This is a genomic window from Streptomyces sp. NBC_01116 (assembly GCF_041435495.1).
GTDB lineage: Bacteria > Actinomycetota > Actinomycetes > Streptomycetales > Streptomycetaceae > Streptomyces.
Genome location: NZ_CP108644.1, coordinates 3,770,639 through 3,796,861, shown reverse-complemented (window position 1 = coordinate 3,796,861; position 26,223 = coordinate 3,770,639). Strand labels below are relative to the sequence as shown.

The window sequence follows — 26,223 nt, the reverse complement described above, 5'->3', positions numbered from 1 at the left end:
AGCCGCCCTTCGCGCCGCCTGTGCCCGGTCCGGCCGTGCGCCGGACCACCGTCCGTCGAGCCTAACGATTACTCCGGCAGGCGCAGTTCCAGGTCGGCGCGGGGCAGGACGCTGTCGCGGCCGACCTCGGCGAGGAGCTGGGCCACCGGGCCCGCGCCGGGCAGCTGGGCCTCGGGGTCGATGTCGTGCCAGGGGGCGAGGACGAAGGCCCGCTCGTGGGCGCGCGGGTGGGGGAGCGTGAGCACCGGGTCGTCGGAGAGGACGTCGGCGTACGCCACGATGTCGACGTCGATGGTGCGCGGGCCCCAGCGCTCCTCGCGGACCCGGTCGAAGGCCTCCTCGACGGCCTGGCCGCGCTCCAGCAGGGAGGCGGGAGGCAGCGTGGTCTTCACGAGGATGACGGCGTTGAAGTACGCGGGCTGGGAGTCCGCCTCGACGCCCCAGGGCTCCGTCTCGTAGACCGGGGAGACGGCCTTGACCCGGAGGCCCGGGGTGTCCTCCAGGGCGTCGACGGCCCCCTGGAGGGTCTCCAGCCGGTTGCCCAGGTTGGAGCCGAGGGAGATCACGGCCATCTTGGGGTTGGAGAGCGTGACGTCGGCGGCGTCCACCTGCCGTACGACGGCGGTCGGAACCGGCTGTACGGTCGGGTCGCTCTGCCCTTCGGTGGAAAATGCAGTCATGCTCGGCTCCGGGTGATGGTGATGGTCACGTCGTCGAAGGGGACGGTGATCGGTGCGTCCGGCTTGTGCACCACGACCTCGACCTCCTGGACGCCTTCGTGCTTGAGGCACTGCTGGGCGATGCGCTCGGCGAGCGTCTCGATCAGATCGACCGGTTCGCCGGTCACCACGTCGACGACCTCCTCGGCCACCACGCCGTAGTGCACGGTGCGGGCCAGGTCGTCGGTGGCTGCCGCGGGGCGGGTGTCGAGGCCGAGCACCAGGTCGACGATGAAGGTCTGGCCCTCTTCCCGCTCCCGGGGGAAGACACCGTGGTGCCCACGGGCCTTGAGGCCGCGCAGCGCGACACGATCCACGCGAATCACTCCTGCTGTCGTTGGTCGAGAGGCACCCGGCCGCGTGCGGGCGGCGAGGTGCCTTCTTTCGAATCTACCTGCGAGCACCGACGGTGCTCGCCCGTGGGGGCCATGGACAGCGCCTTCCCGCGGCTGGTAGCCGCCTATACCCGGTGGTCATCGGTTCCAATCCCCACTGGTCCCGTACCCACTCGTGAGGGTGTTTCCTCCTCAGGAGGGCGTTTCCTCGTCGTCGTCCTCGTCGGAGTCCGCCAGGACGGGAGATCCGTGGTGGGACCAGAGCCTCCAGCCGTCGGGGGTGCGCCGGAACACGTTCGTGGCGACGACCAGCTGGCCCACGAGCGGGCCCAGTGCGTCGCCGTCCTCGGCGGGGCCGCCGCTGAGGATGTTCTCGGTGCAGGTGACCAGCGCGGTGTCGCCGGTCATCGCGATGGTGACGTCGGTGAGGAAGAACTGGATGTACTCGGTGTTCGCCATGATCAGGGCGTAGCTGCGCAGTACGTCGCCGCGGCCCGTGAGCACCGGCCAGCCGGGGTGGACGCAGGAGACGGTGAGGTCCTCGCCCGGCAGCCACCGGCCGGAGAGATCGTCGTAGTCGCCGCGTTCCAGCGCCTCGTAGAAGGCGGTGTTGGCCGCCTCGACCTCCGCGATGTCGGCGGCGGCCTGTGCGTGGTCCTCGTTCACGCGGCTCCCTCGACCGCGCGGGCGACGCGGACGGCGTCGGCGGTGGCCCGTACCTCGTGGACCCGGACCGCCCAGGCTCCGGCCGAGGCGGACAGCGCGGAGACCGCCGCGGTCGCCGCGTCGCGTTCGCGGGCGGGCGGCGGGGCCGAGCCGGGCCCGGCCAGGACGTGCCCGAGGAAGCGTTTGCGGGAGGCGGCCACCAGCAGGGGGCGGCCCAGGGTGTGCAGGCCGGCCAGGTGCGCGATGAGCGACAGGTCGTGGGCGGCGTCCTTCGCGAAGCCGAGGCCGGGGTCGATCACGACGCGTTCGGGGTCGACGCCGCCGGCGACCACCGCGTCCATCCGCTGCCGCAGCTCGTCGAGGACCTCGGCGACCACGTCCCCGTACACCGCGCGGCTGTTCATCGACTCGCTGAAGCCGCGCCAGTGCATCACGACGAACGGGACCTCGGCGGCGGCGACGGCCGGGATCATGTCCGGGTCGGCGAGGCCGCCGCTGACGTCGTTGACCAGGGCGGCCCCGGCGGCGACGGCCTGCTCGGCGACGCGGGCGCGCATGGTGTCCACGGAGACGGTGACGCCCTCGGAGGCCAGCCCCCGCACGACCGGGACGACCCGGCGCAGCTCCTCGGCCTCGTCCACGCGGCTGGCGCCGGGGCGGGTCGACTCACCGCCCACGTCCACCAGGTCCGCGCCCTCGGACACCAGGTGCAGGCCGTGCTTGACCGCGGCCGTGGTGTCGAACCAGCGGCCGCCGTCGGAGAAGGAGTCGGGCGTCACGTTGACGACGCCCATGACCGCGCAGCGGTCCCACTCCGGCAGTCCTCGGACCGTGCCCCGCGTGCGTGTCGTACTCATACGACCAGACTAGGACCTGTCGTACACCGCGTCCGACGCCGTCACGTCCCGTAGGCCGCCGTCACGCCGCGCGTACCTCGTGCTCCTGGGGGCTGTGGAGCGTGTGGCCGCACGGGCGCGGGCGGCGGGGGCGGAACGGGCGGGGCAGCGAGAGGTTCACGAAGCCCTCGGCCCGCATCGCCGCGATTCCGATGCGGGGCAGGTCACGGCTGGTGCGGAAGACCACGAAGCGGGGCTCCCAGCGGGGCTTGAACTTGGCGTTGAACTTGTACAGCGACTCGATCTGGAACCAGCGGGAGAGGAAGATCAGCAGTCCGCGCCAGCAGCGCAGCACCGGTCCCGCGCCCAGCCGCTCGCCGCGGGCCAGCGCGGAGCGGAACATCGCGAAGTTCAGCGAGACCCGGGAGACGCCGAGCTTCCCGGCGGCCTGGAGGGAGGCGACGATCAGGAGCTCGTTCATGCCGGGGTCGGCCGAGCGGTCGCGGCGCATCAGCTCCAGGGACATGCCGTCGCGTCCCCAGGGGACGAAGTGGAGGACCGCCTTGAGGTCACCGTGCGGGGAGTCCTCCGAGCCGGGCAGGTGGGCGGTGGCGATCACGCAGTCGCCGTCGGCCGGGTCGCCGATGCGGCCCAGCGCCATGGAGAAGCCGCGCTCGGTGTCGGTGCCGCGCCAGTCGGCGGCGGCGCGGCGGATCCGGTCCAGCTCGGTGTCGCCGATGTCACGTGCCCGCCGGACCCGGGTCTCGTAGCCGTTCCGTTCGATGCGCTTGACCATCTGGCGCACGTTCCGCATGGCCCGTCCGGCGAGGGAGAAATCCGCCGCGTCCACCACCGCCTCGTCGCCCAGTTCCAGGGCGGTGAGGCCGGTCTCGCGGGTCCAGACCTGGCCGCCGGTCTCGCTGCAGCCCATCACGGCGGGGGTCCAGGAGTGCGCCTGCGCCTCGTCCATGAAGCGTTCGATGGCGCCCGGCCAGGCCTCCACGTCGCCGATGGGGTCGCCGCCGGCCAGCATCACCCCGGAGACGACCCGGTAGCAGACGGCGGCCTTGCCGCTGGGGGAGAAGACGACGCCCTTGTCGCGGCGGAGCGCGAAGTGACCGAGCGAGTCCCGGCCGCCGTGCCGCTCCAGGAGGGCCCGCAGCCGGAGCTCGTCGTCCTCGGTGAGGCGGGCGGCCGGGTGTTCGGGGCGGAAGGCGAGGTAGATGGTGGTGACGGCGGTGAGCAGGCCGAGCGCGCCCAGCGAGTAGGCCACGGTCCAGCCGGTGCGCCCGGCGTAGCCGACGGGCCCCTCGACGCCGAACAGGCCGTACAGCACGTGCTGGAGGCGGTCGGCGATGGACGGGTCGCCGACGACCCGGCCGGGGTGGACGCTCACGATGATCAGCCCGAGCCCCAGCGAACCGGCCCCGAGCAGGACGAAGTTGGCGAGCGCGCGCCAGCGGCTGCGCGGGTCGGGCAGTGCCCGGAACTGGTCCCGGTGGCGCACCAGCAGCCAGCAGAGCGCCAGGGAGACGAGCACCCCGACGATCGAGTGGCGGTACGCGAACTGGGCCACGGCCCCCGCGGGCAGCAGGATCACCGCCGCGCGCCAGGCCCGCCGCTTGTGCCGCTTCAGCCCGTGGGCGAGCAGGAGCAGCAGCATGCCCGCGCTGAGCGAGAGCGCGGCGGCGAACGGGCCGAGCGCTCCGGGGAGCACCTCGGCGAGGGTGTGCATCCGGCTGTGCCGGAAGCGGGGGAAGACCCCGGCGGCGACGTCGATCAGCCCGACGACGGTGCAGGCGCTGCCGACGAGCGCCGGTACGGATTCGGGGCGCGGCCCGCGGATCAAGCGGCGCACGCGCTGCGGAACCGACACCGAATTATCCCCATCTAGCGTGACAGACATCGCTTCCCGTGGCTTCGCGAGAGATTCCTTGAGTCCGCCGGCTGGAGCCCCACGGACGATGTGCGCCCTCTAGGACGTGGGTTGTGGAGCGCGGGTTCACCCACATTCCGGAAATTTCCCGTATCCGGCCCGCGTAAGGAAGCACGGAGAAAGCACGCTCATGGGTCTCACCAGCTCAGCAGTTCTGGCGGTCGTGGCGGCGGTCGCCGTCGCGCTGTTCGCCGCCACGGTCGGGCTCTGGCCGCGGCTGGCCCGGCCCGGGGCCGCGGCGGTGTCGGGCCGGGTCGGGCTGTTGCTGGCGACGCAGTTGACGCTGTTCGCGGCTGTGGGGCTGGCCGCCAACAACGCCTTCCTCTTCTACGGGTCGTGGGCCGACCTCTTCGGCCGGCAGCAGGAGCTCGGTGTGGTCACCGACCACGCGGGGAACGGGTCCGCGTCGCGGCACATGACGCGGATCGGCACCCAGCACCCGGACGTGCCGGGCGGCCGGGTGCCCTCGGCCGGCGGGCGGATCGACCGGGTGGTCGTCTCCGGGCGGACCTCGGGCATCGAGTCCCCGGCGTACGTCTATCTGCCGCCGGAGTACTTCCGGGCGGCGTACGCCGGGCGGACGTTCCCGGCGGCCGTGGTCCTCACGGGCTACCCGGGCACGGCGGAGAACCTGCTGAAGGGGCTGCGCTACCCGCAGACGGCGCAGGACCTGGTGAAGGCGGGGAAGGCCCGGCCGATGATCCTGGTGATGCTGCGGCCGACGGTCGCGCCGCCCCGGGACACCGAGTGCGTGGACGTGCCCGGGGGACCGCGGACCGAGACGTTCTTCGCGAAGGACCTCCCGGAGGCGGTCGCGGGGGCCTACCGGGTCGGGGAGAAGGCCCGTAACTGGGGCGTCATCGGCAACTCCACCGGCGGCTACTGCGCGCTGAAGATCGGGCTGCACCACCCGGAGCGGTACGCGGCGAGCGCCGGGCTCTCCGCGTACTACCGGGCGGCCGAGGACCCGACGACGGGCGACCTGTTCCACGGGAAGCAGGAGTTGCGCGACCGGGCCGACCTGATGTGGACCCTGGAGAACCGGCCGCCGTCCGGCGGTTCGTTCCTCGTGACGACGTCCCGGGAGGGCGAGGACAACCTCGGGAGCACGATGGAGTTCATCGGGAAGGTGAAGGCGCCCGCGAAGGTGTCCTCCATCGTGCTCGACAGCGGCGGGCACAACTTCACGACCTGGCGGCGGGAGATCCCGCCGGCCCTGGAGTGGCTGAGCGCCCGGCTCAGCGAGAACTGAGCCGGGCGGGCGCCGCCCCCGGCCGGCCGGCCCGCGGTCAGCCGGCCCGGGAGACCGTCGCGACCGTCTCCACGGCGACCTCGGCGCGCGGTACGTCCTGGGCGTCCGCGTCGATGGAGCGGCGCAGGGCCTCGTGCAGGCGGGCGGGGGTCAGTACGCCGAGGAAGCGGCCCTCGCTCTCCTTGTCGATGACGGCGATCCAGCCCGCGTCGTGCTGGAGCATGGTGGCGAAGGCATGTTTGAGCGGCGCCCCGAGCGGGAGCCAGGCCTCCATCCGGCGGGCGTGTTCGCGGACCGTGCCCTCGGTGGTGGCCGGTGCGCCGCCGGCCGCCGGGCCGGCCGTGGCGTCGGCGGGGATCCAGCCGTGGAGGTTGTTCCGGCCGTCCAGGACGACGGCCCAGCGTGCGCCCTGGGACCTGAGCCGTTCGGTGGCCGCGGTCAGCGGGTCGTCGAGGTGGACGACCGGCGGCTGGTCGAGGTCGCTCTCCTCGATGGGGGTCACCGAGAGCCGCTTGAGCCCGCGGTCCGCGCCGACGAAGTCGGCCACGTACGGGGTCGCGGGGGCGCCGAGCACGGTGGCGGGGGAGTCGAACTGCTCGATGCGGCCCTGGCCGTAGACGGCGATCCGGTCGCCCAGGCGGACGGCCTCCTCGATGTCGTGGGTGACGAACAGCACGGTCTTGCGCACCTGGGCCTGGAGTTTCAGGAATTCGTTCTGGAGGCGTTCGCGGACGACCGGATCGACCGCCCCGAAAGGCTCGTCCATCAGGAGGACGGGCGGATCGGCGGCCAATGCGCGGGCCACGCCCACGCGTTGGCGCTGGCCTCCGGAAAGCTGTTCCGGATAGCGGTCGCCATAAACGGAAGGGTCGAGTCCGACGAGGTCGAGGAGTTCGGCGGCGCGTTCGCGTCCCTTTCCGCGCTTCCAGCCCAGCAGATGGGGAACGGTCGCGGTGTTCTCCAGCACCGTTTTGTGCGGGAAGAGCCCCACCTGTTGGATCACGTAGCCGATTCGGCGGCGCAGTTGGACGGGATCGATGGTGGATATGTCGTCCCCGTCGAGGAATATCCCGCCCTCGGTCGGTTCGATCAGCCGGTTCACCATCTTCATGGTGGTCGTCTTGCCGCAGCCGGAAGGTCCGACGAGCGTGACCAGTTCACCCTCGGCGACCTCGAAGGAAAGGTCGTCGACGGCGGTGGTGCCGTCGGCGTACCGCTTGGTGACGTGCTCGAAACGGATCATGGTTCCCCATTGTGGAGGGCGTTCCGTGAAGGGCATGTTGCCGGAATGCGACAGCCTCCGCGATTGTCAGTGGTCGAGGATAGGCTCGCCAGTCGTCCGTTCGATCCGGTGGCGATCCGGGGCGACGGGATCCGGAACCACGGGATCCAGGACGGCGGAATCCGGGACGACGAGCGAAAGCAGGAGGTGGGGGCGGATGGCCGAGCAGAACTGCCTGGTGACGAACGACTGGATCTGCGGGGAGTATCTGCGCTCCCGCAGCCAGGAGCTGACCGACGCGACCGTGCAGCACATCGGGATCACGGTGGTGTCGGTGCTGATCGGGCTCGCGGTCGCCTTTCCGCTGGCGCTGCTCGCCCGCCGGGGCCGGCGGTTCGCCGGGCCGGTGCTCGGGCTGACGACCGTGCTCTACACCGTGCCCTCGCTGGCGATGTTCTCGCTGCTGCTGCCCGTGTTCGGGCTGTCGGCCGCGCTCGTCGTCACCGGCCTGGTGCTCTATTCGCTGACCATTCTCGTACGCAACATCCTGGCCGGGCTCGAAGCGGTGCCCGAGGAGGCCCGGGACGCGGCCCGGGGCATGGGCTACGGCCCGGGGCGGCTGCTGTGGGAGGTGGAGCTCCCGCTGGCGCTGCCCGCGGTGATGGCGGGGCTGCGGATAGCCACCGTGTCGACGGTCGCGCTGACCACGGTCGGCTCGCTCGTCGGCAAGGGGGGCCTCGGCAATCTCATCGAGGACGCGCTGCCCAGCTTCTTCAAGGCCCAGGTGCTCGCCGCCTCGGTCCTGTGCGTGCTGCTCGCGGTGACGGCCGACCTGCTGCTGCTCGGCCTCCAGCGGCTGCTGACGCCCTGGACCCGGATATCCGGCACGCCCCGGACGCCCGGGACGGCCGGAACGGACAGGCGCACCGACCCGGACGGACCGGGCGGACCGGCGGGCCTGCCCGCCCCGGCGAAGGTGGAGGCGGGCTGACCCGTGGGAGTCATCGGCGATGCCTGGACCTGGCTGACGACCGGGGCCAACTGGTCGGGCGACGGCGGGGCCGCGCACCGGCTCGGCGAGCATCTGTACGTGAGCGGGGTCGCGCTCGCGGTGGCCTGCGCGATAGCCCTGCCGCTCGCCCTGTATCTGGGGCACATCGGCAGGGGCGGTGCGCTCGCGGTGAACGTCTCCAACGTGGGGCGGGCCGTCCCGGTCTTCGCGGTGCTCGCCCTGTTCATGGTCTCGCCCCTGCGCAACTCGGGGTACTGGCCCACCGTCATCGCGCTGGTGCTGTTCGCGGTGCCGCCGCTGCTGACCAACGCCTACGTCGGGATGCGGGAGGTGGACCGGGCCGTGGTGGAGGCCGCGCGCGGCATGGGGATGTCGGGCGGGCAGCTCTTCGTCCGGGTCGAGCTGCCCCTCGCCTACCCGATGATCATGACCGGGCTGCGCTCCGCCGCCGTCCAGGTCGTGGCCACCGCGTCGATCGCCGCGATGGTGGGCCTCGGCGGTCTCGGCCGGATCATCACCGCCGGGTTCAACACCTATGACACCGCCCAGGTCTTCGCGGGCGCCGTCCTGGTCGCCGGACTCGCCCTGCTGGTGGAAGGGGTGCTCGTGGGCCTGGACCGGCTGCTGTCGCCACTGCGCCGCCGGCGGCCCGCGTGAGCCCGCACCCCCTTCGGGCGCATCTTCTTACCCATGGTCACTTTTCTTCTGTTCGGACGGAGAACAACGCATATGAGCAGGACCTCGCGCATAGCTGGAGCGGTCGTCGGCATGGTGGCGCTGGCCGGGTCGCTCGCGGCCTGCGGCGGCGACAGCCTGGAGAAGGAGAAGGGCGGCTCGGGCTCCTCGGCCGGCGACGGCAAGAAGGGCTCCCTGGTCGTCGGCTCGGCCTCGTTCACCGAGTCCAAGGTGCTCGCCGAGCTGTACGCGCAGATCCTGGGCGACGCCGGATACAGCACCTCGGTCACCACGGTGAAGAACCGTGAGCTGTACGAGCCCTCGCTGGAGAAGGGCGAGATCGACGTCGTACCGGAGTACGCCGCCACCATCGCCGAATTCCTCAACGCCAAGGTCAACGGTGCCAAGAAGGCCCAGGCCGAGCCGGTGGCCTCCCCGGACGCCGCCGCCACGGTGGCCGCCCTGGAGAAGCTCGCCGGGCCGCTCGGTCTCAAGGTCCTCCCGGCGGGGAAGGCCGTCGACCAGAACGCCTTCGCGGTCTCGGAGGAATTCGCCGAGAAGAACAACCTCACGACGCTTTCCGATCTGGGGAAGTCGAAGATCAAGGTCAAGATCGCGGCGGGTGACGAGTGCGAGGTGCGGCCGTTCTGCGCACCCGGTCTGAAGAAGACGTACGGCATCGACGTCACCGGTATCGACCCCAAGGGCGTCGGCACCCCGCAGTCCAAGCAGGCCGTCCGCGACGGCAAGGTCGAGCTGGTCCTGACGACCACCACGGACGCGGTGCTGGACGGGCTGGTGTTCCTGGAGGACGACAAGAAGCTCCAGAACGCGGACAACGTCCTTCCCGTTCTGAATGCCGCCGACGCGGGTGCGCCGGAGATCGCCGACGCCCTCGGCAAGCTCACTTCCGCGCTCACCACGGAAGATCTCGCCGAGCTGAACCGGAAGGTCGACGCCGAGCGGGCCAAGCCGGCCGATGTGGCCAAGGAATACCTGGAGTCGAAGGACCTGATCAAGAAGTAGGGACCGGCCCCGGGGCAGGAGCCGCCCGGCCACGGCAGTAGCGCTCGATCACGGAATAAGGGGCGGGAAAGGGCCGGGTGGAGGGCCTTCGGGGGGCCGCGAGGTAACCGGCGGGGAACAGATTGCCGGGCGGCCCCCCAAGTGGCCCGTACACACGGTAAATTTCAGGCCATGCCACGTGGACGCCACCGTCATTCGCCGCCCCTCCACAGAATCCTGCCCCCCTCCGTGGTGGCGGGAGTGTCGGTCGTCGGTGCCGCCGGCGCCTGGCTCCTGGCCGAACCCCTGGTCCTGCGCGGCCTGGTGGCCGCCGTGGCGGCCGCCGCCGTCACCGGCGCGTATCTGATGCGCAGCTGGGACCGGGCGGCGGGGCTGCGGGTCGCCGAGCTGACCCGGGCCCGCGCCGGTGACGAATGGCGGGCCGAGGAGCGGATAGCCGAGCTGGAGCAGGATCTGGAGGAGTCGCGCGAGCTGCGCACCCGTCTGGAGACCAAGCTCCGCCGCAAGCGCGTCGAGCTCGCGGGGCTGCGCGGGGAGCACGCCGGACTGCTGCGCCGCTACGCCAACGCCGAGACCGAGCGGGCCAGCGCGCTGGAGGGCCGCAGGCAGCTCGCCATCGAGGCCGCGGCCCCCAGGGAGCTGATGCCCGCGCGGTCCACGCCGACCCCCGAGTCGTACCGGCGCGCGGACGAGGCCCTGATGAACCTCACGCGGAACGCGGTGCTCCAGGAGACCCGCCGGACGGTGGAGGCGGTCCGGCGGCGGCAGGCGGCCGTCGACGACCGGCACCGGGACACCGGGGCGGAGACGGAGGGCCCGCGGGGGAAGCACGCGGCGGCCACCGGGGCGGGCGAGCACCGGGACCAGCACCGCCGCCCCTCGACCACGCTGCCCGCCCCGGCCCCGAGCGCACCGCAGGCCCCGCACGCGAACAACCCGGCCCCGGGCGCACCGCACGCTCCGCACGCGAACAGCCCGGCCCCCGCGACGGCCCCCGGGTCCTCGGTGCTCCCGAGCGAGAAGGCCCCGGCCTCCATCGCGCCGCTGCCCGTGCCGCGCGCGATCCCGGCCGCCTCGGCCGTCGTCCCGTACGCCGCCCGCCGCAACCTGGTCCCCCAGGGCAACTTCGACTTCTTCGGCGCCCAGCACGCCCAGAGCACCGAGAAGGCGAACGCCGCGATCGAGTCCGTGCAGAACGAGGACCTCGCGGACGTCGTCGGCGAGGAGGCGCTCGCCGCCCACCGCACGGGAGCCGTGGACAACCGGGCCGTCGGCAAGGTCATCGACCTCACCGCGCACGACGAGACCGAGCAGATCGAGGTGGCGGAGCTGCGCGGCGCGGTCTCCTGAGAGACGGCCCCCCGGGTCGGGCTCCGCGCCTCGGCGATGACGTGTCGGCTACTTGTCGATGTCGCCGACGACGAAGAACAGCGAGCCCAGGATCGCCACCATGTCGGCGACCAGGGTGCCCGGCAGCAGTTCGGTGAGCGCCTGGATGTTGTTGAACGAGGCGGAGCGCAGCTTCAGCCGGTAGGGCGTCTTCTCGCCCTTGGAGACCAGGTAGTAGCCGTTGACGCCGAGCGGGTTCTCCGTCCAGGCGTAGGTGTGGCCCTCGGGCGCCTTGAGCACCTTGGGCAGCCGCTGGTTGATCGGCCCCGGCGCCAGGTGGGCCATCCGGTCCAGGCAGGCGTCCGCCAGGTCGAGTGAGACCAGGGTCTGCTCCAGCAGGCACTCGAAGCGGGCCAGGCAGTCGCCCTCGGTCCGGGTGACGACCTTCAGGGTGTCCCGGAGCTCCCCGTACGCGAGATACGGCTCGTCGCGCCGCAGGTCGAAGTCGACGCCGGAGGCGCGGGCGATCGGCCCCGACACCCCGTACGCGTGCACCGCGGCGGCGGACAGCACGCCCACGTCGCGCGTGCGGCCCCGGAAGATCTCGTTGCCGAGGACGAGGTCCTCGTAGACGTCCATGCGGGAGCGGACGGAGGCGACGGCGTCGCGGACCCGGCCGGCCCAGCCCGCCGGGACGTCCTCCTTGAGTCCGCCGACCCGGTTGAACATGTAGTGCATCCGCCCGCCGGAGACCTCCTCCATCACCGCCTGGAGCTCCTCGCGCTCCCGGAAGGCGTGGAAGACCGGGGTGATGCCGCCGAGTTCGAGGGGGTAGGAGCCGAGGAACATCAGGTGGTTGAGGACCCGGTTCAGCTCGGCGAGCAGCGTCCGCGTCCACACGGCGCGCTCGGGCACCTCCATGCCGAGCATCCGCTCGACGGCCATCACCACACCCAGCTCGTTCGAGAACGCGGAGAGCCAGTCGTGGCGGTTGGCGAGCATGATGATCTGCCGGTAGTCGCGTGCCTCGAAGAGCTTCTCCGCGCCCCGGTGCATATAGCCGATGACCGGCTCAGCGTGCTGCACGCGCTCGCCGTCCAGCACGATCCGCAGCCGGAGGACGCCGTGCGTGGAGGGGTGCTGGGGACCGATGTTCAGCACCATGTCGGTGCTCTCCGCCGCTCCGCCGATGCCGATCGTCGTCTCCGTCATGCGGGACAGTATTCCCTGACGCCGGACCGCCACGGGGGTCACCCGCGATCCGGCGGCACCGGCCCCACCCGGTGCAGCAGCCAGCCGAAGTCGCCGAGGCCGCCGCGGGCCGTCAGCTCCGCCGCCCCGCCCGCCGCCGCCAGCGCGGTGACGTAGCCCGCCGGATCGGTCGCGGCCAGGCCCAGCGGCGGCCGGCCGCCGACGACGCCCAGCCGGTGCAGCGCCGTCCGCTGGTCGGTCAGCTCCGCGCTCGTGTCCGGAACCGCCGACGCCACCGCCGCCGCGCAGGCGTCCAGCGCCACATGTGCGGTCAGGTCGCAGGAACCGTCCGGCACCGGACGCACCTCGCGCCCGCCCCGGAAGCCGGTCAGCGTCCCGAAGGGCGGCCGGGCGCTCCGTACATGCGCGTAGTCCACCGCCACCGCGAGACCGGCGGAGAGGGAGCCGACCGCTCCCGCCCAGGCCGCGTCCCGGGTCCGGCCGATCTCCGCCCGCTCGCCCGGCGCGGTCAGCGGCCACCAGCGCTCCAGCCACGCGGCGTCCGCCCCGCCCACCGCATCCCCGAGGCGCTCCGCGCCGTCCGAGGTCCGCACCTGGACGTACCGGGGGACGCCCTCCGCGTCCGCCTCCGCCACCTCGGCCGGAACGTTGTCCAGCCACTCGTTGGCGAACAGCAGCCCGGTGACCCCCGCGGGCGGCTCCGCGCACCACTCGATCCGGGGGTCCAGGCCCGGCGGCCGGGCTGCGACCTCGACGGCGTACGCGGTCACCTCCGGCCCTCCGGGCAGCGCGGCCAGCGCCGCCAGGACCCCGGTCAGCAGCTCGCCGCGCCCCGCCCCGACATCGACCAGCGCGACCGCTCCGGTGTCCAGCTCCCGGGCGACTCCGGTCAGCAGCCGGGCCACCGCCGCCGCGAACAGGGGCGAGGCGTGGACCGACGTACGGAAGTGGCCCGCCGGCCCCTCCGGACTCCGCAACGGGCTGCGGTAGAAGCCCTCGTATCCGTACAGAGCGGCCCGAGCCGCCTCCCGCCACCCACGCCACTCGTCCGTCACGTAGGCAAGTCTCCACCTTGGGGAGTACGGTCCCAGGACCCGGATCGGCCCTCCGGTTGACCCGGGCACCGATCAGCTGTCCCTACGCTGGGTCACGTGCAGCGCCTCTACGATTTCATCCGCAGGCACCCGACGGGCGTCGACGTCTTCTGGGCCGTCTTCCTCCTCGGGCTCTCCGGCATGTCGATGGTGTCGGGCACGTACGACGCGGGGCGTGAGGAGATCGTCGCCGTACCGGTGGTGCTGGGGCTCTCCACGGTGGTGGCGCTGCGCCGCAAGGCCCCGGAGAAGATGCTGCTGCTCGCCATCCTGGTGGGCGTCGCGCAGTTGGTGTTCAACGTCCGGCCGGGCATCGGGAACTTCGCCATGCTGGTGATCACGTACACCGTGGCCACGGTCGGCGAGCGCTGGGCGTCCCGGCTCGCCCTGGTGTGCAGCCTGAGCGCGGCGGCCCTGTCCCAGCTGCGGTGGGAGGCCGAGCCCGGGGGTTCCTGGGCCCAGGTGGTCTTCGTGACGATCATCATGACCGTGCCGTTCGTGCTGGCCTGGGTGCTCGGGGACTCGCTGCGGACCCGGCGGGCCTACTTCGACCAGCTGGAGGAGCGTGCCGCCCGCCTGGAGCGGGAACGCGAGGCGCAGTCCAAGGTCGCGGTCGCCGCCGAGCGGGCCCGGATCGCCCGTGAGCTGCACGACGTCGTCGCGCACAACGTGTCCGTGATGGTCGTCCAGGCCGACGGCGCCGCCTATGTCATGGACGCCGCCCCCGACCAGGCCAAGCAGGCCCTGGAGACCATTTCCAGCACCGGCCGCCAGGCGCTCGCGGAGATGCGGAGGCTGCTCGGGGTGCTGCGCACCGGTGACGCCCCGGAGAGCGGGGAGTACGTCCCCCAGCCCGATGTGGAGCAGATCGAGGACCTGGTCGCGCAGGTGCGGCAGACCGGCCTGGCCGTCGACTTCAAGGTGGAGGGCACGCCCCGCCCGCTGCCCAGCGGCGTGGAGCTGACCGCGTACCGCGTCGTGCAGGAGGCCCTGACCAACACCCGCAAGCACGGCGGACCCGACGCCGGGGCCAGCGTCCGGCTGGTCTACTTCGACGACGGCCTCGGGCTGCTGATCGAGGACGACGGGCGGGGCGCGGCGCATGAGCTGTACGAGGACGGCGGCGCGGACGGCGCCGGGCACGGGATGATCGGGATGAGGGAGCGGGTCGGGATGGTCGGCGGCACCCTGGACGCGGGGCCCCGGCCCGGCGGCGGGTTCCGGATCAGCGCCCTGCTGCCGCTCAAGCCCCCGGGCTGACCCGGCCGCCGGGCCCCTCCACGACCACCGAGACCGACCCTCAGCCTCCCAGATCCCCAGATCCTCAGATCCCCAGACCTCCAGCCCCCCAGACCTCCAGGACAGGACACGATTCCCATGACCACGGCCATCCGCGTGATGCTCGTCGACGACCAGGTGCTGCTGCGGACCGGTTTCCGGATGGTGCTCGCCGCCCAGCCCGACATGGAGGTCGTGGCGGAGGCCGGGGACGGTGCGGAGGCGATCGAGATCCTGCGGTCCACCGCCGTCGACGTGGTGCTGATGGACGTCCGCATGCCCCGGCTGGACGGCGTCGAGGCGACCCGCCGCATCTGCGCGCAGCAGGACCCGCCGAAGGTGCTCATCCTGACCACCTTCGACCTCGACGAGTACGCCTTCTCCGGGCTGAAGGCGGGGGCCAGCGGCTTCATGCTCAAGGACGTGCCGCCGGCCGAGCTGCTCGCCGCGATCCGTTCGGTGCACAGCGGAGACGCGGTCGTCGCCCCGTCGACCACCCGTCGGCTGCTCGACCGCTTCTCGCCGATGCTGCCCAGCGGTGAGAAGGAGCCGAAGAACAAGCACGTCGGCAAGCTCACCGAGCGGGAGCGCGAGGTCATGCTCCTGGTCGCCCAGGGCCTGTCGAACGGGGAGATCGCGGCCCGGCTCGTGCTCTCCGAGGCCACGGTCAAGACGCACGTCGGCCGCATCCTCACCAAGCTGAACCTCCGCGACCGGGTCCAGGTCGTCGTCCTCGCCTACGAGACCGGCCTGGTCCGGGCCGGCGGCGGCGCGGGCTGAGAGGCCGAGCCGCCGAGAGCCTGACGGGCTCAGCGCAGGACGCCCTCCAGGAAGTCGCTGCCGAGCCGGGCGACGACCGTCAGGTCCAGCTGGTGCAGGACGTAGCGGCCGCGGCGGCGCGTCGTGACCAGGCCCGCCTTCTTGAGCATGGAGAGGTGGCGGGAGACCTCGGGCGAGGTGATGCCGTGGGAGTCGGCCAGCTCGCCCGTGGTGTACGGGGAGCGGGCCAGGTTGCGGCAGAGCCGCATCCGCATCGGGTGGGCCAGCGCCTCCAGGCGCAGCCGGAGCAGTTCCACGGAGGCGGGCGCCGGCAGGTCGGGCAGGTGGACCGGGTAGTGGATCACCGGCCGCCAGCCCGGGGCGTGCAGCACCATCAGATGCGGCCAGCCGAAGCTGGTCGGGATGAGCGTGAGGCCCCGGCCGACGCCCGGGTCGACGGCGGTGGTCCGGCCCTCGGACAGCTTGTCGACGTTGATCCGGCCCGCGCCCTCCTCCAGCGTCACGGCGGCCGACACCGCCCCGACCGCGTCGGCCAGCCCCTTGCGCCGCAGCAGCTCCGTCTTGTGCCGGGCGTCCGCGACCAGCTGGACGGAGACCCGGCGCCAGGTGTCGGCGAAGAACGCCTGGTCGCAGTCCTCGAAGAGCCGCCGGACCCAGCCGCGTACGGAGGCGGGGTCGGCCAGCAGCCGCCGGGTGAAGTCGATCTGCTGCGGGCCGCGCGCCGCCGCCAGGTCCAGGGCGCGGCCCCGCATCCCCGCGTCGTTCAGCGGTGACGGCGACCCGGCCCCGTAGTGGCTGGCGCAGGTGAACTCCAGGGCCGCGGCGACGAACCGCTCGTCGTCCAGTCTGTCCAGCAGGTCCAGGTCCTCGGCGAGCGTCGCCCCGGTCCTGCCGTCGCCGCCCCGGATCCCGGCGAACGCCATGAACACGTCGGAGAAGGTGTTCCGCCAGAGGAACTCCGCCTCCAGCAGCCGGTCCGCGAGGTCGGGCTCCAGGGCCGTCGCGGTCGCGGTGGCCCAGCCGTGCAGCCCAGGATGGTGTCCGGGCTCGGAGAGCGCGTGCAGGGCGAGGCCCAGCTCGGCCAGGGGAGAGGTCGCGAAAACGACGCGGTCGGCGGGCAGGCCCGCGATGTCTATGTGCACGCTCACCCCTCCATAGTGGGGGTACGCGCACGGGGCGTCGTTCCGATTGACGGGGGCCGTCAATCAGCGCGCGGCGCCGCTGTGACCTGCCCAGGCTTGGTGCGTATGGACGCCGTTCAGCAGCACATGCTCGATTCCTACCGCGCGGCCCGGCTGTCGCGGCCCGCACCTCCGCCGCCGGGCCGGCACGACCGCTCCGTCCTGCGCGACCTGTACCGGCGCCTTCGGCGGAACCGGCAGCCCGGCCGACCCGGCGGGCCCGGCACGCCCAGCCCGTCCGGCGTTTGAGGACGGCACCCCGAGGCGGGAGACCTCGCACCCGGCAGGGCCCCGCCCCGGGAGGCGCCCCTACGCGAGATCCCGCACGTAGCCCACGAACCCCCGCACCGCATCCCGCACGTCCCGGGCCGACCACTCCAGCCCCTCCCCGGCCACCGTGACCTCGGTGACGGAGACCCCGGGCGGCGCCCCCGCACCCGCGAACCAGCGCCGGAACAGCGTCACGCCCGTCTCCTCGGCCTGCCGCACCGACGCCTCGTCCAGCACCTCGGCCCCGTACGGCAGCCAGACCTGGAACTGATGCGTGTGCGGCGGCTCCGGACGCACCCGGAACCACGGCGCCTCCGACGCCGCGAACCCCTCCGCCAGCGCCCCGGCCACCACCTTCGCGTGCGCCACGTAGTCCGGCAGCCTCGGCAGCTCCCGCTCCAGGCCCAGCAGGGCGGAGAGCGCCGCCGGGTACTGCTGGAAGAGCCGGCCCCCGTACCGGTGGCACCAGACCCGGGCCTCCTCCACCAGCGTCGAGGGGCCCGCCAGCACCGCGCCCGACAGCCCGTCCAGGGACTTGTAGAACGACACGTACACACTGTCCGCGAGGGCGGCGATCTCCGGCAGCTCCCGCCCGAAGTGCGGGCCGCACTCCCACAGCCGCGCCCCGTCCAAGTGCACCACCGCGTCCCGCTCCCGGGCCGCCGCCACCACCGCCGTCAGCTCCTCCCAGGACGGCAGCACGAACCCGGCGTCCCGCAGCGGCAGTTCCAGCATCAGCGTCCCGAACGGCTCGGGGTACTCCCGGACCTCCTCGGCGCTCGGCAGCCTCGGCTCCGACGTCGGATGCACCGTGCGCAGCCCGCTCACCGCGCCCAGCGCCCCGCCCTCGTGCAGCTCCGGGTGGGACAGGGGGTGCAGCGCCACGGTCGCGTCGCCCGTACGCCCCGCCCAGCACCGCAGCGCGACCTGCTGGGCCATCGTCCCGGTCGGGAAGAACGCCGCCGCCTCCATCCCCAGCAGCCCGGCCACCCGCCGCTCCAGATCGGCGACGACCCCGCCCCCGTACACATCGGTCCAGTCCTCCGGATCGTGTACGGAAGCGGCCCCGGCGGCCAGCGCCGCCAGCCGCTCGCCCAGGGTGCCGTCCGCGCCCACCCGGGCCAGCGTCCGCCGCGACGCCCGCCACGCGGTCAGCCTGCGCCGACGCCGCTCCTGCTCATCCATGGTCACCATGGGACGATCATCACCCGGGCCGTCGACCGCGCGCCCGCCGATTTCCGCCCGCCCGGAGACCTGCTCGGAGCCGGGTCCGGGGCTGGGTCCGAAGGCGGCTTCCGCAGGGGCCTTCGTGTGGGGTCCGGAAAGTTATCCACAGGCTGTGGGTGACCGGAGGGCTTCGCCGAAACGCTGGCGTAGCATGCAGAGGAATCGTCCGGTACCCCCCGCGGACTGGAACGGAAGGCCATCGCCGCGTGAACGCACCAGTTTCGAAGGAACCCCTCGACGCGAGGGACCGCCCCGCCCGACTCACGGTCGGCGTCGTCGGCGCGGGCCGGGTCGGACCCGCCCTCGCCGCCTCCCTCCAGCTCGCCGGGCACCGCCCGGTCGCCGTGTCCGGTGTCTCCGACGCCTCCCGGCGCCGCGCCGCGGAGCTGCTGCCCGACGTGCCCCTGGTGGAGCCCGCCGAGGTGCTGGCCCGCTCCGAGCTGGTGCTGCTGACCGTCCCCGACGACGTGCTGCCCACGCTGGTCGAGGGCCTCGCCGAGACCGGCGCCGTACGGCCGGGCCAACTGCTCGTCCACACCTCCGGGCGGTACGGGGCGAGGGTGCTGGACCCCGCGCTGCGGGCCGGGGCCCTGCCGCTCGCGCTGCACCCCGCGATGACGTTCACCGGCACGGCCGTCGACGTCCAGCGGCTCGCGGGCTGCTCGTTCGGCGTCACCGCCCCCGAGGAGCTGCGGCTCGCCGCCGAGGCCCTGGTCATCGAGATGGGCGGCGAGCCGGAGTGGATCGCCGAGGAGTCCCGCCCGCTCTACCACACGGCCCTCGCGCTCGGCGCGAACCACCTGGTCACGCTGGTCGCCCAGTCGATGGAGCTGCTGGCCAGGGCGGGGGTCGCCGCCCCGGACCGGATGCTCGGCCCGCTCCTCGGCGCGGCCCTGGACAACGCCCTGCGCTCCGGCGACGCCGCGCTGACCGGCCCGGTCGCCCGGGGTGACGCGGGCACGGTCGCCGCCCACATCGGCGAGCTGCGCGAGCACGCCCCGCAGGCGGTGGCCGGATACCTCGCGATGGCCCGCGCCACGGCCGACCGGGCGCTCGCCCACGGCCTGCTCAAGGCCGAGCTGGCCGAGGACCTCCTCGGCGTCCTGGCCGACCAGGAGCGCCGCCGCCCCGGCGGCCCCGGAGCGGGGGAGACCCGATGACGCGCACGGTCCGGCCCGCCCTCCTGCGCACCGCCGCCGAGCTGGACGCGCTGTCCCGCCCCGCCGGGGCCGAGCGGGCCGTCGTCATGACGATGGGCGCGCTCCACGAGGGCCACGCCGCCCTGATCCGGGCCGCCCGCGCGGCGGCCGGGGCGGACGGCCAGGTCGTGGTCACCGTCTTCGTGAACCCGCTCCAGTTCGGCGAGGCCGCCGACCTGGACCGCTATCCGCGCACCCTGGACGCCGACCTGGAGACCGTCGCGGCGGCGGGGGCCGACGCGGTCTTCGCCCCCGGCGTGGAGGAGGTCTACCCCGGCGGAGAGCCCCAGGTCCGCATCGCCGCGGGCCCCATGGGCGAGCGCCTCGAAGGCGCGGCCCGCCCGGGGCACTTCGACGGGATGCTCACCGTCGTCGCCAAGCTCCTCCACCTCACCCGCCCCGACGAGGCGTTCTACGGCCAGAAGGACGCCCAGCAGCTCGCCCTGATCCGCCGCATGGTCCGCGACCTGAACTTCGGCGTCCGGATCACCGGCGTGCCCACCGTCCGGGACCCGGACGGCCTCGCGCTCTCCAGCCGCAACCGCTTCCTCACCGCCACGGAGCGGCACACCGCGCTGGCCCTGTCCCGCGCCCTGTTCGCGGCCCGTGACCGGCTCGCCGCCCAGCAGGCACTGCACGAGCGGGCCCGGGCCACCGCGCCCGGCGGCGACCGGGCCGCCGGCCTCAACCGGCTCGGTGAGGCCCGCGCCGCCGCCGACGCGCAGGCCGTGGCGCTGGCCCGGCCCCACGGGGCGCCCGCCGCCGTCCGGGCCACCGCGCGGACGATCCTGGAGGAGGCCGCCGCCCGGGACAGGGCGCCGCTCGCCCTCGACTACCTGGCGCTGGTGGACCCGGCGGACTTCACCGAGATCCCGGACGACCGCGAGAGCGGGGAGGCGATCCTCGCCGTCGCGGCCCGGGTCGGGGACACCCGCCTCATCGACAACATCCCCCTCACCTTCGGAGCCCTGACGTGACCGGAATACGGCTGACCGCCCCCGCCCCCGGCTGGGCCATCGACGCGGACGTCGTCGTGGTCGGCTCCGGCGTCGCCGGGCTCACCACGGCGCTGCGCTGCGCCGCCGCCGGCCTGGACACCGTCGTCGTCACCAAGGCCCGCCTCGACGACGGCTCGACCCGCTGGGCCCAGGGCGGCATCGCCGCTGCGCTCGGCGAGGGCGACACCCCCGAGCAGCACCTCGACGACACCCTCGTCGCGGGCGCGGGCCTCTGCGACGAGGAGGCCGTGCGCACCCTGGTCACCGAGGGCCCCGACGCCGTACGCCGGCTGATCACCACCGGCGCGCACTTCGACACCACCGACAGCGGCGACATCGCGCTCACCCGCGAGGGCGGCCACCACCGCCGCCGCATCGCCCACGCGGGCGGCGACGCGACCGGCGCGGAGATCTCCCGCGCCCTGGTCGGCGCGGTCCGCGAGGCCGCCCTGCACACCATCGAGAACGCCCTGGTCCTGGATCTGCTCACGGACGCCGAAGGCCGTACGGCGGGCGTCTCGCTGCACGTCATGGGCGAGGGCCAGCACGACGGCGTCGGCGCGGTCCGGGCCCCCTCGGTCGTCCTGGCCACCGGCGGCATGGGCCAGGTCTTCTCCGCCACCACCAACCCTCCCGTCTCCACCGGCGACGGGGTGGCGCTCGCGCTGCGGGCCGGGGCGGAGGTCTCCGACCTGGAGTTCGTCCAGTTCCACCCGACCGTCCTGTTCCTCGGCGCGGACTCCGAGGGCCAGCAGCCGCTGGTCTCCGAAGCCGTCCGCGGCGAGGGCGCGCACCTCGTCGACGGCGACGGCGTCCGCTTCATGCTCGGACAGCACGAGCTGGCCGAGCTGGCCCCCCGCGACATCGTCGCCAAGGCCATCACCCGCCGGATGATCGAACACGGCGCCGAGCACATGTATCTCGACGCCCGGCACTTCGGGGCGCGGATGTGGGAGCAGCGCTTCCCCACCATCCTGGCCGCCTGCCGGTCCCACGGCATCGACCCGGTGACCGAGCCGGTCCCGGTCGCCCCGGCCGCGCACTACGCCTCCGGCGGCGTCCGCACCGACCTGCGGGGCCGCACCACCGTCCCCGGCCTGTACGCCTGCGGCGAGGTCGCCTGCACCGGTGTGCACGGCGCCAACCGCCTCGCGTCCAACTCCCTCCTGGAGGGCCTGGTCTTCGCCGAGCGCATCGCCGCCGACATCGCCGGGGCCCGCCCGCCCCGCACCGAACCGGCCGGGAGCCCGGACGCGGGCGGCCCCGCCCCGCTGCTGGCCCCCGAGGCCCGTACGGCGATCCAGCGCGCCATGACCCGGGGCGCCGGAGTCCTGCGCTCCGCCGACAGCCTGGCCGCCGCCGCCGAGGAGCTGGAGGCCCTGCACCGCGACGCCGCCGCCGAGGCGGAGGGGCCGGGCGGCGCCAAGGCGGTCGTCCCCGGGGTCGACGCCTGGGAGGTCACCAACCTGCTCCTGGTCTCCCGGGTCCTGGTCGCCGCCGCCCGGGAGCGCGAGGAGACCCGCGGCTGCCACTGGCGCGAGGACCGTCCCGACCGCGACGACGCCCACGGCCGCCGCCACCTGGTCGTCCGCATCGCCGCGGACCGCACCCCGGTCGTCCACCGCACGGAGACCGCGGCGTTCCCGCCCGTACGCCCGTCGGATTGAGCAGACTGCTGGGAGCAGCCGCACCGCCGGACACCGCAGACTGCTGGAGACACCCGCGGCGCCGGACACCACAGCGCGGCACCGGCAGCACAAGAGCATCACCCGCCCTACCCGCACCACCCGCCACGCCCCCGAGGAGCCGTCACCGTGAGCACGCCCGAAGAGAATCCGCGCCCCACACCCGTGGACGTACCGCTGATCAGCGTCGGCGCGCCCGCATCCTCCGCACCGGCCGAAGGCGGCTGCGGCGATGCCTGCGGCTGCGGCGGCGACGACGGGTTCGACCCCGAAGCCCTGGAGTGCGGCCTGGACCCCGCGCTCGCCCTGCTGCTGGCCCGGGCGGGGCTCGACCCCGTCCAGGTCGAGGACGTCGCCCATGTGGCGATCGAGGAGGACCTCGACGGCGGGGTGGACGTCACGACCGTGGCGACCGTCCCCGAGGACGCCGTGATCACCGGTGACTTCACCGCCCGCGAGGCGGGCACGGTCGCCGGGCTCCGGGTCGCCGAGGCGGTCCTGTCGATCGTCTGCACCGAGGAGTTCGAGGTCGAGCGGCACGTCGAGGACGGCGACCGGATCGTCCCCGGCCAGAAGCTGCTGACCGTCACCACGCGCACCCGCGACCTGCTGACCGGCGAGCGCAGCGCGCTCAACCTGCTCTGCCGCCTCTCGGGCATCGCGACCGCCACCCGCGCGTGGGCGGACGTGCTGGAGGGCAGCAAGGCCGAGGTCCGCGACACCCGCAAGACGACGGCGGGCCTGCGCGCGCTGGAGAAGTACGCGGTGCGCTGCGGCGGCGGCGTCAACCACCGGATGTCGCTCTCCGACGCGGCCCTGGTCAAGGACAACCACGTGATCGCCGCGGGCGGCGTCGCCGAGGCCTTCAAGCGGGTCCGCGCCGAGTTCCCCGAGCTGCCCATCGAGGTCGAGGTCGACACGATGGACCAGGTCCGCGAGGTGCTGGACGCGGGCGTCGACCTGATCCTGCTGGACAACTTCACCCCGGCCGAGACCGCCGAGGCCGTCGCCCTGGTCGCCGGGCGGGCGGTGCTGGAGTCCTCCGGCCGCCTGACCCTCGACTCGGCCCGCGCCTACGCCGACGCGGGCGTCGACTACCTCGCGGTCGGGGCGCTCACCCACTCCTCGCCGATCCTCGACATCGGCCTGGACTTCCGCGACGCCGACGCCGACGCCTCCGCCACCGACGGGGCCGACGTCTGATGCTGCTCACCATCGACGTCGGCAACACGCACACGGTCCTCGGCCTCTTCGACGGCGAGGAGATCGTCGAGCACTGGCGGATCTCCACGGACGCCCGCCGCACCGCCGACGAACTGGCCGTCCTGCTCCAGGGCCTGATGGGCATGCACCCGCTGCTCGGCATGGAGCTGGGCGACGGCATCGAGGGCATCGCGATCTGCGCCACCGTCCCCTCGGTCCTGCACGAACTGCGCGAGGTCACCCGCCGCTACTACGGCGACGTCCCCGCCGTCCTGGTGGAGCCCGGCGTCAAGACGGGCGTGCCGATCCTGATGGACAACCCCAAGGAGGTCGGCGCGGACCGCATCATCAACGCGGTCGCCGCCGTCGAGCTGTACGGGGGCCCGGCGATCGTCGTCGACTTCGGCACCGCCACCACCTTCGACGCGGTCTCCCCGCGCGGCGAGTACACCGGCGGGGTGATCGCCCCCGGCATCGAGATCTCGGTCGAGGCCCTCGGCGTCAAGGGCGCCCAGCTCCGCAAGATCGAGCTGGCCCGGCCGCGCAGCGTGATCGGCAAGAACACCGTCGAGGCCATGCAGTCCGGCATCGTCTACGGCTTCGCGGGCCAGGTCGACGGGGTGGTGGCCCGGATGAAGAAGGAGCTGGCCGCCGACCCGGACGACGTCACCGTCATCGCGACGGGCGGCCTTGCTCCGATGGTGTTGGGGGAGTCCTCGGTCATCGACGAGCACGAGCCGTGGCTGACGCTCATCGGGCTGCGCCTGGTGTACGAGCGGAACGTCTCCCGGTCGTAGGGCCCCTTCCGCCGGAGCCTGCCGGAACCCGCCGGTACCTGCGGGAACGGCCGGGGGCGGGGCCGGGGCGGAGGGACGGGCACGCCGCGCCACCGACGACCAGTTAAACGGATTTTGTCCATTTAGCACGTATTGTCGCGTTATGCCCACGCCCTACGGTTCACGAGGCGGCATGGCGTTCAGCGCGGACGAGCTGCGGGTGCTCCGACGTGCCCTTGCCATCGCCCTCCACCCCATGCCCCTGTCCGACGAGGACGTCCAGGACTGCCTGCGGCTCGCCGGCTCCGTGGACGAGGCGGCCGGTGAGGCGGGTCGGCTGCGAGCGTTCCTCCTCGCCGACCTCGCCCGCTACCGCAACGCCCTCCCCGGCTCCGCCGCCGGCTACCTGGAGCTGCTCCAGGACGCCCTGGCGGCCGGCTACGACCCCCGCCCGGACGATCTGGCCGCGCTGCGGGCCCTGCGCGGCGGGCGGCTCGCGGCGGCCCTCCTGGAGCGCTGCCAGGTGCTCGCCGAACGTTCCGTACGGGCCCGGCTCGCCGGCCGCTCCGCCGGGCTCGCGGCCCCCGGGCCCCGCAGCAGGCTGCTCGCCCTGCCCGGCGGCCGCGCCGCCGGGCAGGAGCCGGACCGGCCCAGGACCCCGGCGGCCCCGGACCGCCCGCAGAAGCCCGGCGACCGCCCGATGCCCAAGCCCTCCGAGGTCTTCCCGCCGCGTCGCCGGCCCGCGCCGCCGCCGTCCGAGGAGCGGGCGGCCGGCTGACCTCCCGCGCGGCGTCCGACGCGGCGGCCTCCCACCGGGAGGTCGCCGCGTCGGGCCGTTCCGGGCTCGCTACTCTGGACGGCATGGACTACGTATCCGCGCTCGTGCCCCCCGTGGTGATGGCCGTCTTCTTCATCGCCCTGATCGTGATCATCGTCAAGAGCCAGGGTGGTCCGAACAAGACCAAGGAGGACGCCGTGGTGGACGCGGCGCTCGCCCGCGCGGAATCCGTAAAGCAGACCGCTCATCCGGAGAATGCCTGATCACGGCAGCGGTCCGCCCGCCCCGTATCTTCCCGAAGCGCGCGTCCCCGGAGCGCACGACTCATCCGAGCCGTGCGCTCTTTTGCTGTGTAAATACCAGAACATTCAGGACATCTAGCACTAAAATGATCTCGTGCCCCGCCAATTGGGAGACCTCGAAGACGCCGTGATGACGCGTGTCTGGCAATGGAACCGACCGGTAACGGTGCGGGAAGTCCTTGAGGACCTTCAGCAGGAACGGTCCATCGCCTACACGACCGTGATGACGGTAATGGACAATCTCCATCAGAAGGGCTGGGTGCGCAGGGAAGTCGACGGCCGGGCCTATCGATATACGGCCGTCTCCACGAGGGCCGCCTACTCGGCCGCACTGATGAACGAAGCCTGGTCGCGCAGTGACAACCCCGCCGCGGCACTTGTCGCGTTCTTCGGCATGATGTCCGCCGAACAGCGCGAAGCGCTCCAGGACGCCGTTCGCATGGTTTCCCCCAACCTCGCCGAAACCTCCGGCGACCCCGCGGAACCGACCGCCGCCGCCACCGGAGATGACGCCCCGGCCGATGACGTGCCGCCGGAGGGCGGGCGATAGCGTCGGGACATGTCCTCAGACCAGTCGCAATGCGATCCGGATACCGAACTCCATACCGACCCGTCGGTAAATAAGCCCGCCATCACCGTCCGGCGGGCCAGGACGAGTGATGTCGCGTCCGTACGACGACTCCTCGACGGGTACGTGTCGGGAGGCATCCTGCTCGACAAAGCGACCGTCACCCTTTACGAGGACATCCAGGAGTTCTGGGTCGCGGAACGCGACGAGGACGCGGCGGTCATCGGCTGCGGCGCACTTCATGTCATGTGGGAAGACCTGGCGGAAGTGCGGACCCTTGCCGTCGACCCCCGCATCAAGGGCGCGGGAGTCGGGCATCACGTACTGGACAAGCTCTTGCAGACCGCGCGATGGCTCGGTGTCCGCAGGGTTTTCTGTCTCACCTTCGAAGTGGACTTCTTCGCGAAGCACGGCTTCGTCGAGATCGGAGAGACGCCCGTCGACACCGATGTCTACAGTGAGCTGCTGCGTTCCTACGACGAGGGTGTCGCGGAGTTCCTCGGTCTCGAACGAGTGAAGCCGAACACCTTGGGCAACAGCCGGATGCTTCTGCACCTGTGATCTGCAGAAGGACCTGCAACCCTATGTCCGAATCGCGCACGTTTCCCGTCCTCTCGGGCTGCTGAACCTCTCCAGGGGGTTTGTGTTTTCGGGGGAAAAGCGG

The 26,223-nt window shown here is 73.0% G+C and carries 26 protein-coding genes; 16 read left to right on the top strand and 10 right to left on the bottom strand.

What is annotated here, in order from left to right:
• Positions 1–68: 68 nt before the first annotated feature.
• From folK to OG245_RS16445, 5 genes are all read right to left on the bottom strand, one after another.
• Positions 69–680, bottom strand: coding sequence for a 2-amino-4-hydroxy-6-hydroxymethyldihydropteridine diphosphokinase (gene folK / locus OG245_RS16465; protein WP_371624284.1), 612 nt, complete (start codon positions 678–680; stop codon positions 69–71).
• Positions 677–1,036 carry a dihydroneopterin aldolase gene (gene folB, locus OG245_RS16460; RefSeq protein WP_003968268.1) on the bottom strand — a complete coding sequence of 120 codons (360 nt, stop codon included), beginning with the start codon at positions 1,034–1,036 and terminating at the stop codon, positions 677–679. The genes folK and folB overlap by 4 nt, the downstream gene beginning before the upstream one ends.
• A gap of 210 nt (positions 1,037–1,246) precedes the next feature.
• Positions 1,247–1,720 (bottom strand): nuclear transport factor 2 family protein, encoded by a 474-nt coding sequence (locus tag OG245_RS16455; RefSeq protein WP_371624283.1) that lies wholly within the window; start codon positions 1,718–1,720, stop codon positions 1,247–1,249.
• Complete coding sequence (gene folP, locus OG245_RS16450; RefSeq protein WP_371627901.1) at positions 1,717–2,514, bottom strand: dihydropteroate synthase; 798 nt, start codon at positions 2,512–2,514, stop codon at positions 1,717–1,719. The genes OG245_RS16455 and folP overlap by 4 nt, the downstream gene beginning before the upstream one ends.
• Before the next feature lie 124 nt (positions 2,515–2,638).
• Positions 2,639–4,462 carry a phosphatidylglycerol lysyltransferase domain-containing protein gene (locus OG245_RS16445; protein WP_371624282.1) on the bottom strand — a complete coding sequence of 608 codons (1,824 nt, stop codon included), beginning with the start codon at positions 4,460–4,462 and terminating at the stop codon, positions 2,639–2,641.
• 160 nt (positions 4,463–4,622) lie between these two features.
• Here OG245_RS16445 and OG245_RS16440 point away from each other — a divergent pair, with 160 nt between their 5' ends.
• Positions 4,623–5,744 carry an alpha/beta hydrolase gene (locus tag OG245_RS16440; protein WP_371624281.1) on the top strand — a complete coding sequence of 374 codons (1,122 nt, stop codon included), beginning with the start codon at positions 4,623–4,625 and terminating at the stop codon, positions 5,742–5,744.
• 37 nt (positions 5,745–5,781) lie between these two features.
• Here the strand turns inward: OG245_RS16440 and OG245_RS16435 are convergent, their stop codons facing one another.
• Positions 5,782–6,987 carry an ABC transporter ATP-binding protein gene (locus tag OG245_RS16435; RefSeq protein WP_371624280.1) on the bottom strand — a complete coding sequence of 402 codons (1,206 nt, stop codon included), beginning with the start codon at positions 6,985–6,987 and terminating at the stop codon, positions 5,782–5,784.
• A 196-nt stretch (positions 6,988–7,183) separates the two neighbouring features.
• Between OG245_RS16435 and OG245_RS16430 the strand changes: the two genes are divergently transcribed.
• From OG245_RS16430 to OG245_RS16415, 4 genes are all read left to right on the top strand, one after another.
• Positions 7,184–7,957: an ABC transporter permease gene (locus OG245_RS16430; protein WP_371624279.1), complete on the top strand. Its 774-nt coding sequence runs from the start codon at positions 7,184–7,186 to the stop codon at positions 7,955–7,957.
• Between the two features lie 3 nt (positions 7,958–7,960).
• Positions 7,961–8,635 (top strand): ABC transporter permease, encoded by a 675-nt coding sequence (locus OG245_RS16425; RefSeq protein ID WP_371624278.1) that lies wholly within the window; start codon positions 7,961–7,963, stop codon positions 8,633–8,635.
• Between the two features lie 72 nt (positions 8,636–8,707).
• On the top strand, positions 8,708–9,679 hold the full coding sequence (locus OG245_RS16420) for an ABC transporter substrate-binding protein (RefSeq protein ID WP_371624277.1): 972 nt from the start codon (positions 8,708–8,710) through the stop codon (positions 9,677–9,679).
• 171 nt (positions 9,680–9,850) lie between these two features.
• Entirely contained in the window at positions 9,851–11,029 is a 1,179-nt protein-coding gene (locus tag OG245_RS16415) for a hypothetical protein (protein ID WP_371624276.1), read from the top strand.
• A gap of 48 nt (positions 11,030–11,077) precedes the next feature.
• Here the strand turns inward: OG245_RS16415 and OG245_RS16410 are convergent, their stop codons facing one another.
• Both OG245_RS16410 and OG245_RS16405 read right to left on the bottom strand, forming a co-directional pair.
• Complete coding sequence (locus OG245_RS16410; RefSeq protein WP_371624275.1) at positions 11,078–12,220, bottom strand: NADH-quinone oxidoreductase subunit D; 1,143 nt, start codon at positions 12,218–12,220, stop codon at positions 11,078–11,080.
• Positions 12,221–12,258: 38 nt separating this feature from the next.
• The gene (locus OG245_RS16405; protein ID WP_371624274.1) at positions 12,259–13,275 is read right to left on the bottom strand and encodes an SAM-dependent methyltransferase; all 1,017 of its coding nucleotides are present in this window, start codon (positions 13,273–13,275) and stop codon (positions 12,259–12,261) included.
• 96 nt (positions 13,276–13,371) lie between these two features.
• Between OG245_RS16405 and OG245_RS16400 the strand changes: the two genes are divergently transcribed.
• Together OG245_RS16400 and OG245_RS16395 are read left to right on the top strand one after the other, a co-directional pair.
• Complete coding sequence (locus OG245_RS16400; protein WP_371624273.1) at positions 13,372–14,574, top strand: sensor histidine kinase; 1,203 nt, start codon at positions 13,372–13,374, stop codon at positions 14,572–14,574.
• Positions 14,575–14,691: 117 nt separating this feature from the next.
• Positions 14,692–15,372, top strand: a complete 681-nt coding sequence (locus OG245_RS16395; RefSeq protein WP_371624272.1) for a response regulator — start codon at positions 14,692–14,694, stop codon at positions 15,370–15,372.
• Between the two features lie 29 nt (positions 15,373–15,401).
• Here the strand turns inward: OG245_RS16395 and OG245_RS16390 are convergent, their stop codons facing one another.
• On the bottom strand, positions 15,402–16,514 hold the full coding sequence (locus OG245_RS16390) for a DUF5937 family protein (protein ID WP_371627900.1): 1,113 nt from the start codon (positions 16,512–16,514) through the stop codon (positions 15,402–15,404).
• Between the two features lie 348 nt (positions 16,515–16,862).
• Positions 16,863–18,017 carry a low specificity L-threonine aldolase gene (locus tag OG245_RS16385; RefSeq protein ID WP_371624271.1) on the bottom strand — a complete coding sequence of 385 codons (1,155 nt, stop codon included), beginning with the start codon at positions 18,015–18,017 and terminating at the stop codon, positions 16,863–16,865.
• 239 nt (positions 18,018–18,256) lie between these two features.
• Between OG245_RS16385 and OG245_RS16380 the strand changes: the two genes are divergently transcribed.
• The 9 genes from OG245_RS16380 to OG245_RS16340 all read left to right on the top strand — a co-directional run bounded on the left by OG245_RS16380 (position 18,257) and on the right by OG245_RS16340 (position 26,120).
• Positions 18,257–19,210: a Rossmann-like and DUF2520 domain-containing protein gene (locus tag OG245_RS16380; RefSeq protein ID WP_371624270.1), complete on the top strand. Its 954-nt coding sequence runs from the start codon at positions 18,257–18,259 to the stop codon at positions 19,208–19,210.
• The gene (gene panC / locus OG245_RS16375) at positions 19,207–20,226 is read left to right on the top strand and encodes a pantoate--beta-alanine ligase (protein ID WP_371624269.1); all 1,020 of its coding nucleotides are present in this window, start codon (positions 19,207–19,209) and stop codon (positions 20,224–20,226) included. The genes OG245_RS16380 and panC overlap by 4 nt, the downstream gene beginning before the upstream one ends.
• Complete coding sequence (locus OG245_RS16370) at positions 20,223–21,914, top strand: L-aspartate oxidase (RefSeq protein WP_371624268.1); 1,692 nt, start codon at positions 20,223–20,225, stop codon at positions 21,912–21,914. The genes panC and OG245_RS16370 overlap by 4 nt, the downstream gene beginning before the upstream one ends.
• Before the next feature lie 147 nt (positions 21,915–22,061).
• Positions 22,062–23,135: a carboxylating nicotinate-nucleotide diphosphorylase gene (nadC, locus tag OG245_RS16365; RefSeq protein ID WP_371624267.1), complete on the top strand. Its 1,074-nt coding sequence runs from the start codon at positions 22,062–22,064 to the stop codon at positions 23,133–23,135.
• Complete coding sequence (locus OG245_RS16360) at positions 23,135–23,932, top strand: type III pantothenate kinase (protein WP_097915092.1); 798 nt, start codon at positions 23,135–23,137, stop codon at positions 23,930–23,932. Before nadC ends, OG245_RS16360 begins: the two co-directional genes overlap by 1 nt.
• A gap of 172 nt (positions 23,933–24,104) precedes the next feature.
• Positions 24,105–24,689, top strand: a complete 585-nt coding sequence (locus OG245_RS16355) for a hypothetical protein (RefSeq protein WP_371627899.1) — start codon at positions 24,105–24,107, stop codon at positions 24,687–24,689.
• A gap of 83 nt (positions 24,690–24,772) precedes the next feature.
• Entirely contained in the window at positions 24,773–24,952 is a 180-nt protein-coding gene (locus OG245_RS16350; RefSeq protein ID WP_371624266.1) for a hypothetical protein, read from the top strand.
• A 133-nt stretch (positions 24,953–25,085) separates the two neighbouring features.
• Positions 25,086–25,541 carry a BlaI/MecI/CopY family transcriptional regulator gene (locus OG245_RS16345; protein WP_371624265.1) on the top strand — a complete coding sequence of 152 codons (456 nt, stop codon included), beginning with the start codon at positions 25,086–25,088 and terminating at the stop codon, positions 25,539–25,541.
• 9 nt (positions 25,542–25,550) lie between these two features.
• Positions 25,551–26,120: an amino-acid N-acetyltransferase gene (locus OG245_RS16340; protein ID WP_371624264.1), complete on the top strand. Its 570-nt coding sequence runs from the start codon at positions 25,551–25,553 to the stop codon at positions 26,118–26,120.
• The last annotated feature ends 103 nt before the right edge of the window (positions 26,121–26,223 follow it).

Bases quoted from the DNA above. Each gene is read 5' to 3' on its own strand.
- folK (WP_371624284.1), bottom strand. From the start codon at position 680: ATGACTGCATTTTCCACCGAAGGGCAGAGCGACCCGACCGTACAGCCG.
- folP (WP_371627901.1), bottom strand. From the start codon at position 2,514: ATGGGCGTCGTCAACGTGACGCCCGACTCCTTCTCCGACGGCGGCCGC.
- OG245_RS16445 (WP_371624282.1), bottom strand. From the start codon at position 4,462: ATGTCTGTCACGCTAGATGGGGATAATTCGGTGTCGGTTCCGCAGCGC.
- OG245_RS16440 (WP_371624281.1), top strand. From the start codon at position 4,623: ATGGGTCTCACCAGCTCAGCAGTTCTGGCGGTCGTGGCGGCGGTCGCC.
- OG245_RS16435 (WP_371624280.1), bottom strand. From the start codon at position 6,987: ATGATCCGTTTCGAGCACGTCACCAAGCGGTACGCCGACGGCACCACC.
- OG245_RS16430 (WP_371624279.1), top strand. From the start codon at position 7,184: ATGGCCGAGCAGAACTGCCTGGTGACGAACGACTGGATCTGCGGGGAG.
- OG245_RS16420 (WP_371624277.1), top strand. From the start codon at position 8,708: ATGAGCAGGACCTCGCGCATAGCTGGAGCGGTCGTCGGCATGGTGGCG.
- OG245_RS16415 (WP_371624276.1), top strand. From the start codon at position 9,851: ATGCCACGTGGACGCCACCGTCATTCGCCGCCCCTCCACAGAATCCTG.
- OG245_RS16410 (WP_371624275.1), bottom strand. From the start codon at position 12,220: ATGACGGAGACGACGATCGGCATCGGCGGAGCGGCGGAGAGCACCGAC.
- OG245_RS16395 (WP_371624272.1), top strand. From the start codon at position 14,692: ATGACCACGGCCATCCGCGTGATGCTCGTCGACGACCAGGTGCTGCTG.
- OG245_RS16385 (WP_371624271.1), bottom strand. From the start codon at position 18,017: ATGGTGACCATGGATGAGCAGGAGCGGCGTCGGCGCAGGCTGACCGCG.
- panC (WP_371624269.1), top strand. From the start codon at position 19,207: ATGACGCGCACGGTCCGGCCCGCCCTCCTGCGCACCGCCGCCGAGCTG.
- OG245_RS16360 (WP_097915092.1), top strand. From the start codon at position 23,135: ATGCTGCTCACCATCGACGTCGGCAACACGCACACGGTCCTCGGCCTC.
- OG245_RS16355 (WP_371627899.1), top strand. From the start codon at position 24,105: ATGGCGTTCAGCGCGGACGAGCTGCGGGTGCTCCGACGTGCCCTTGCC.
- OG245_RS16350 (WP_371624266.1), top strand. From the start codon at position 24,773: ATGGACTACGTATCCGCGCTCGTGCCCCCCGTGGTGATGGCCGTCTTC.
- OG245_RS16340 (WP_371624264.1), top strand. From the start codon at position 25,551: ATGTCCTCAGACCAGTCGCAATGCGATCCGGATACCGAACTCCATACC.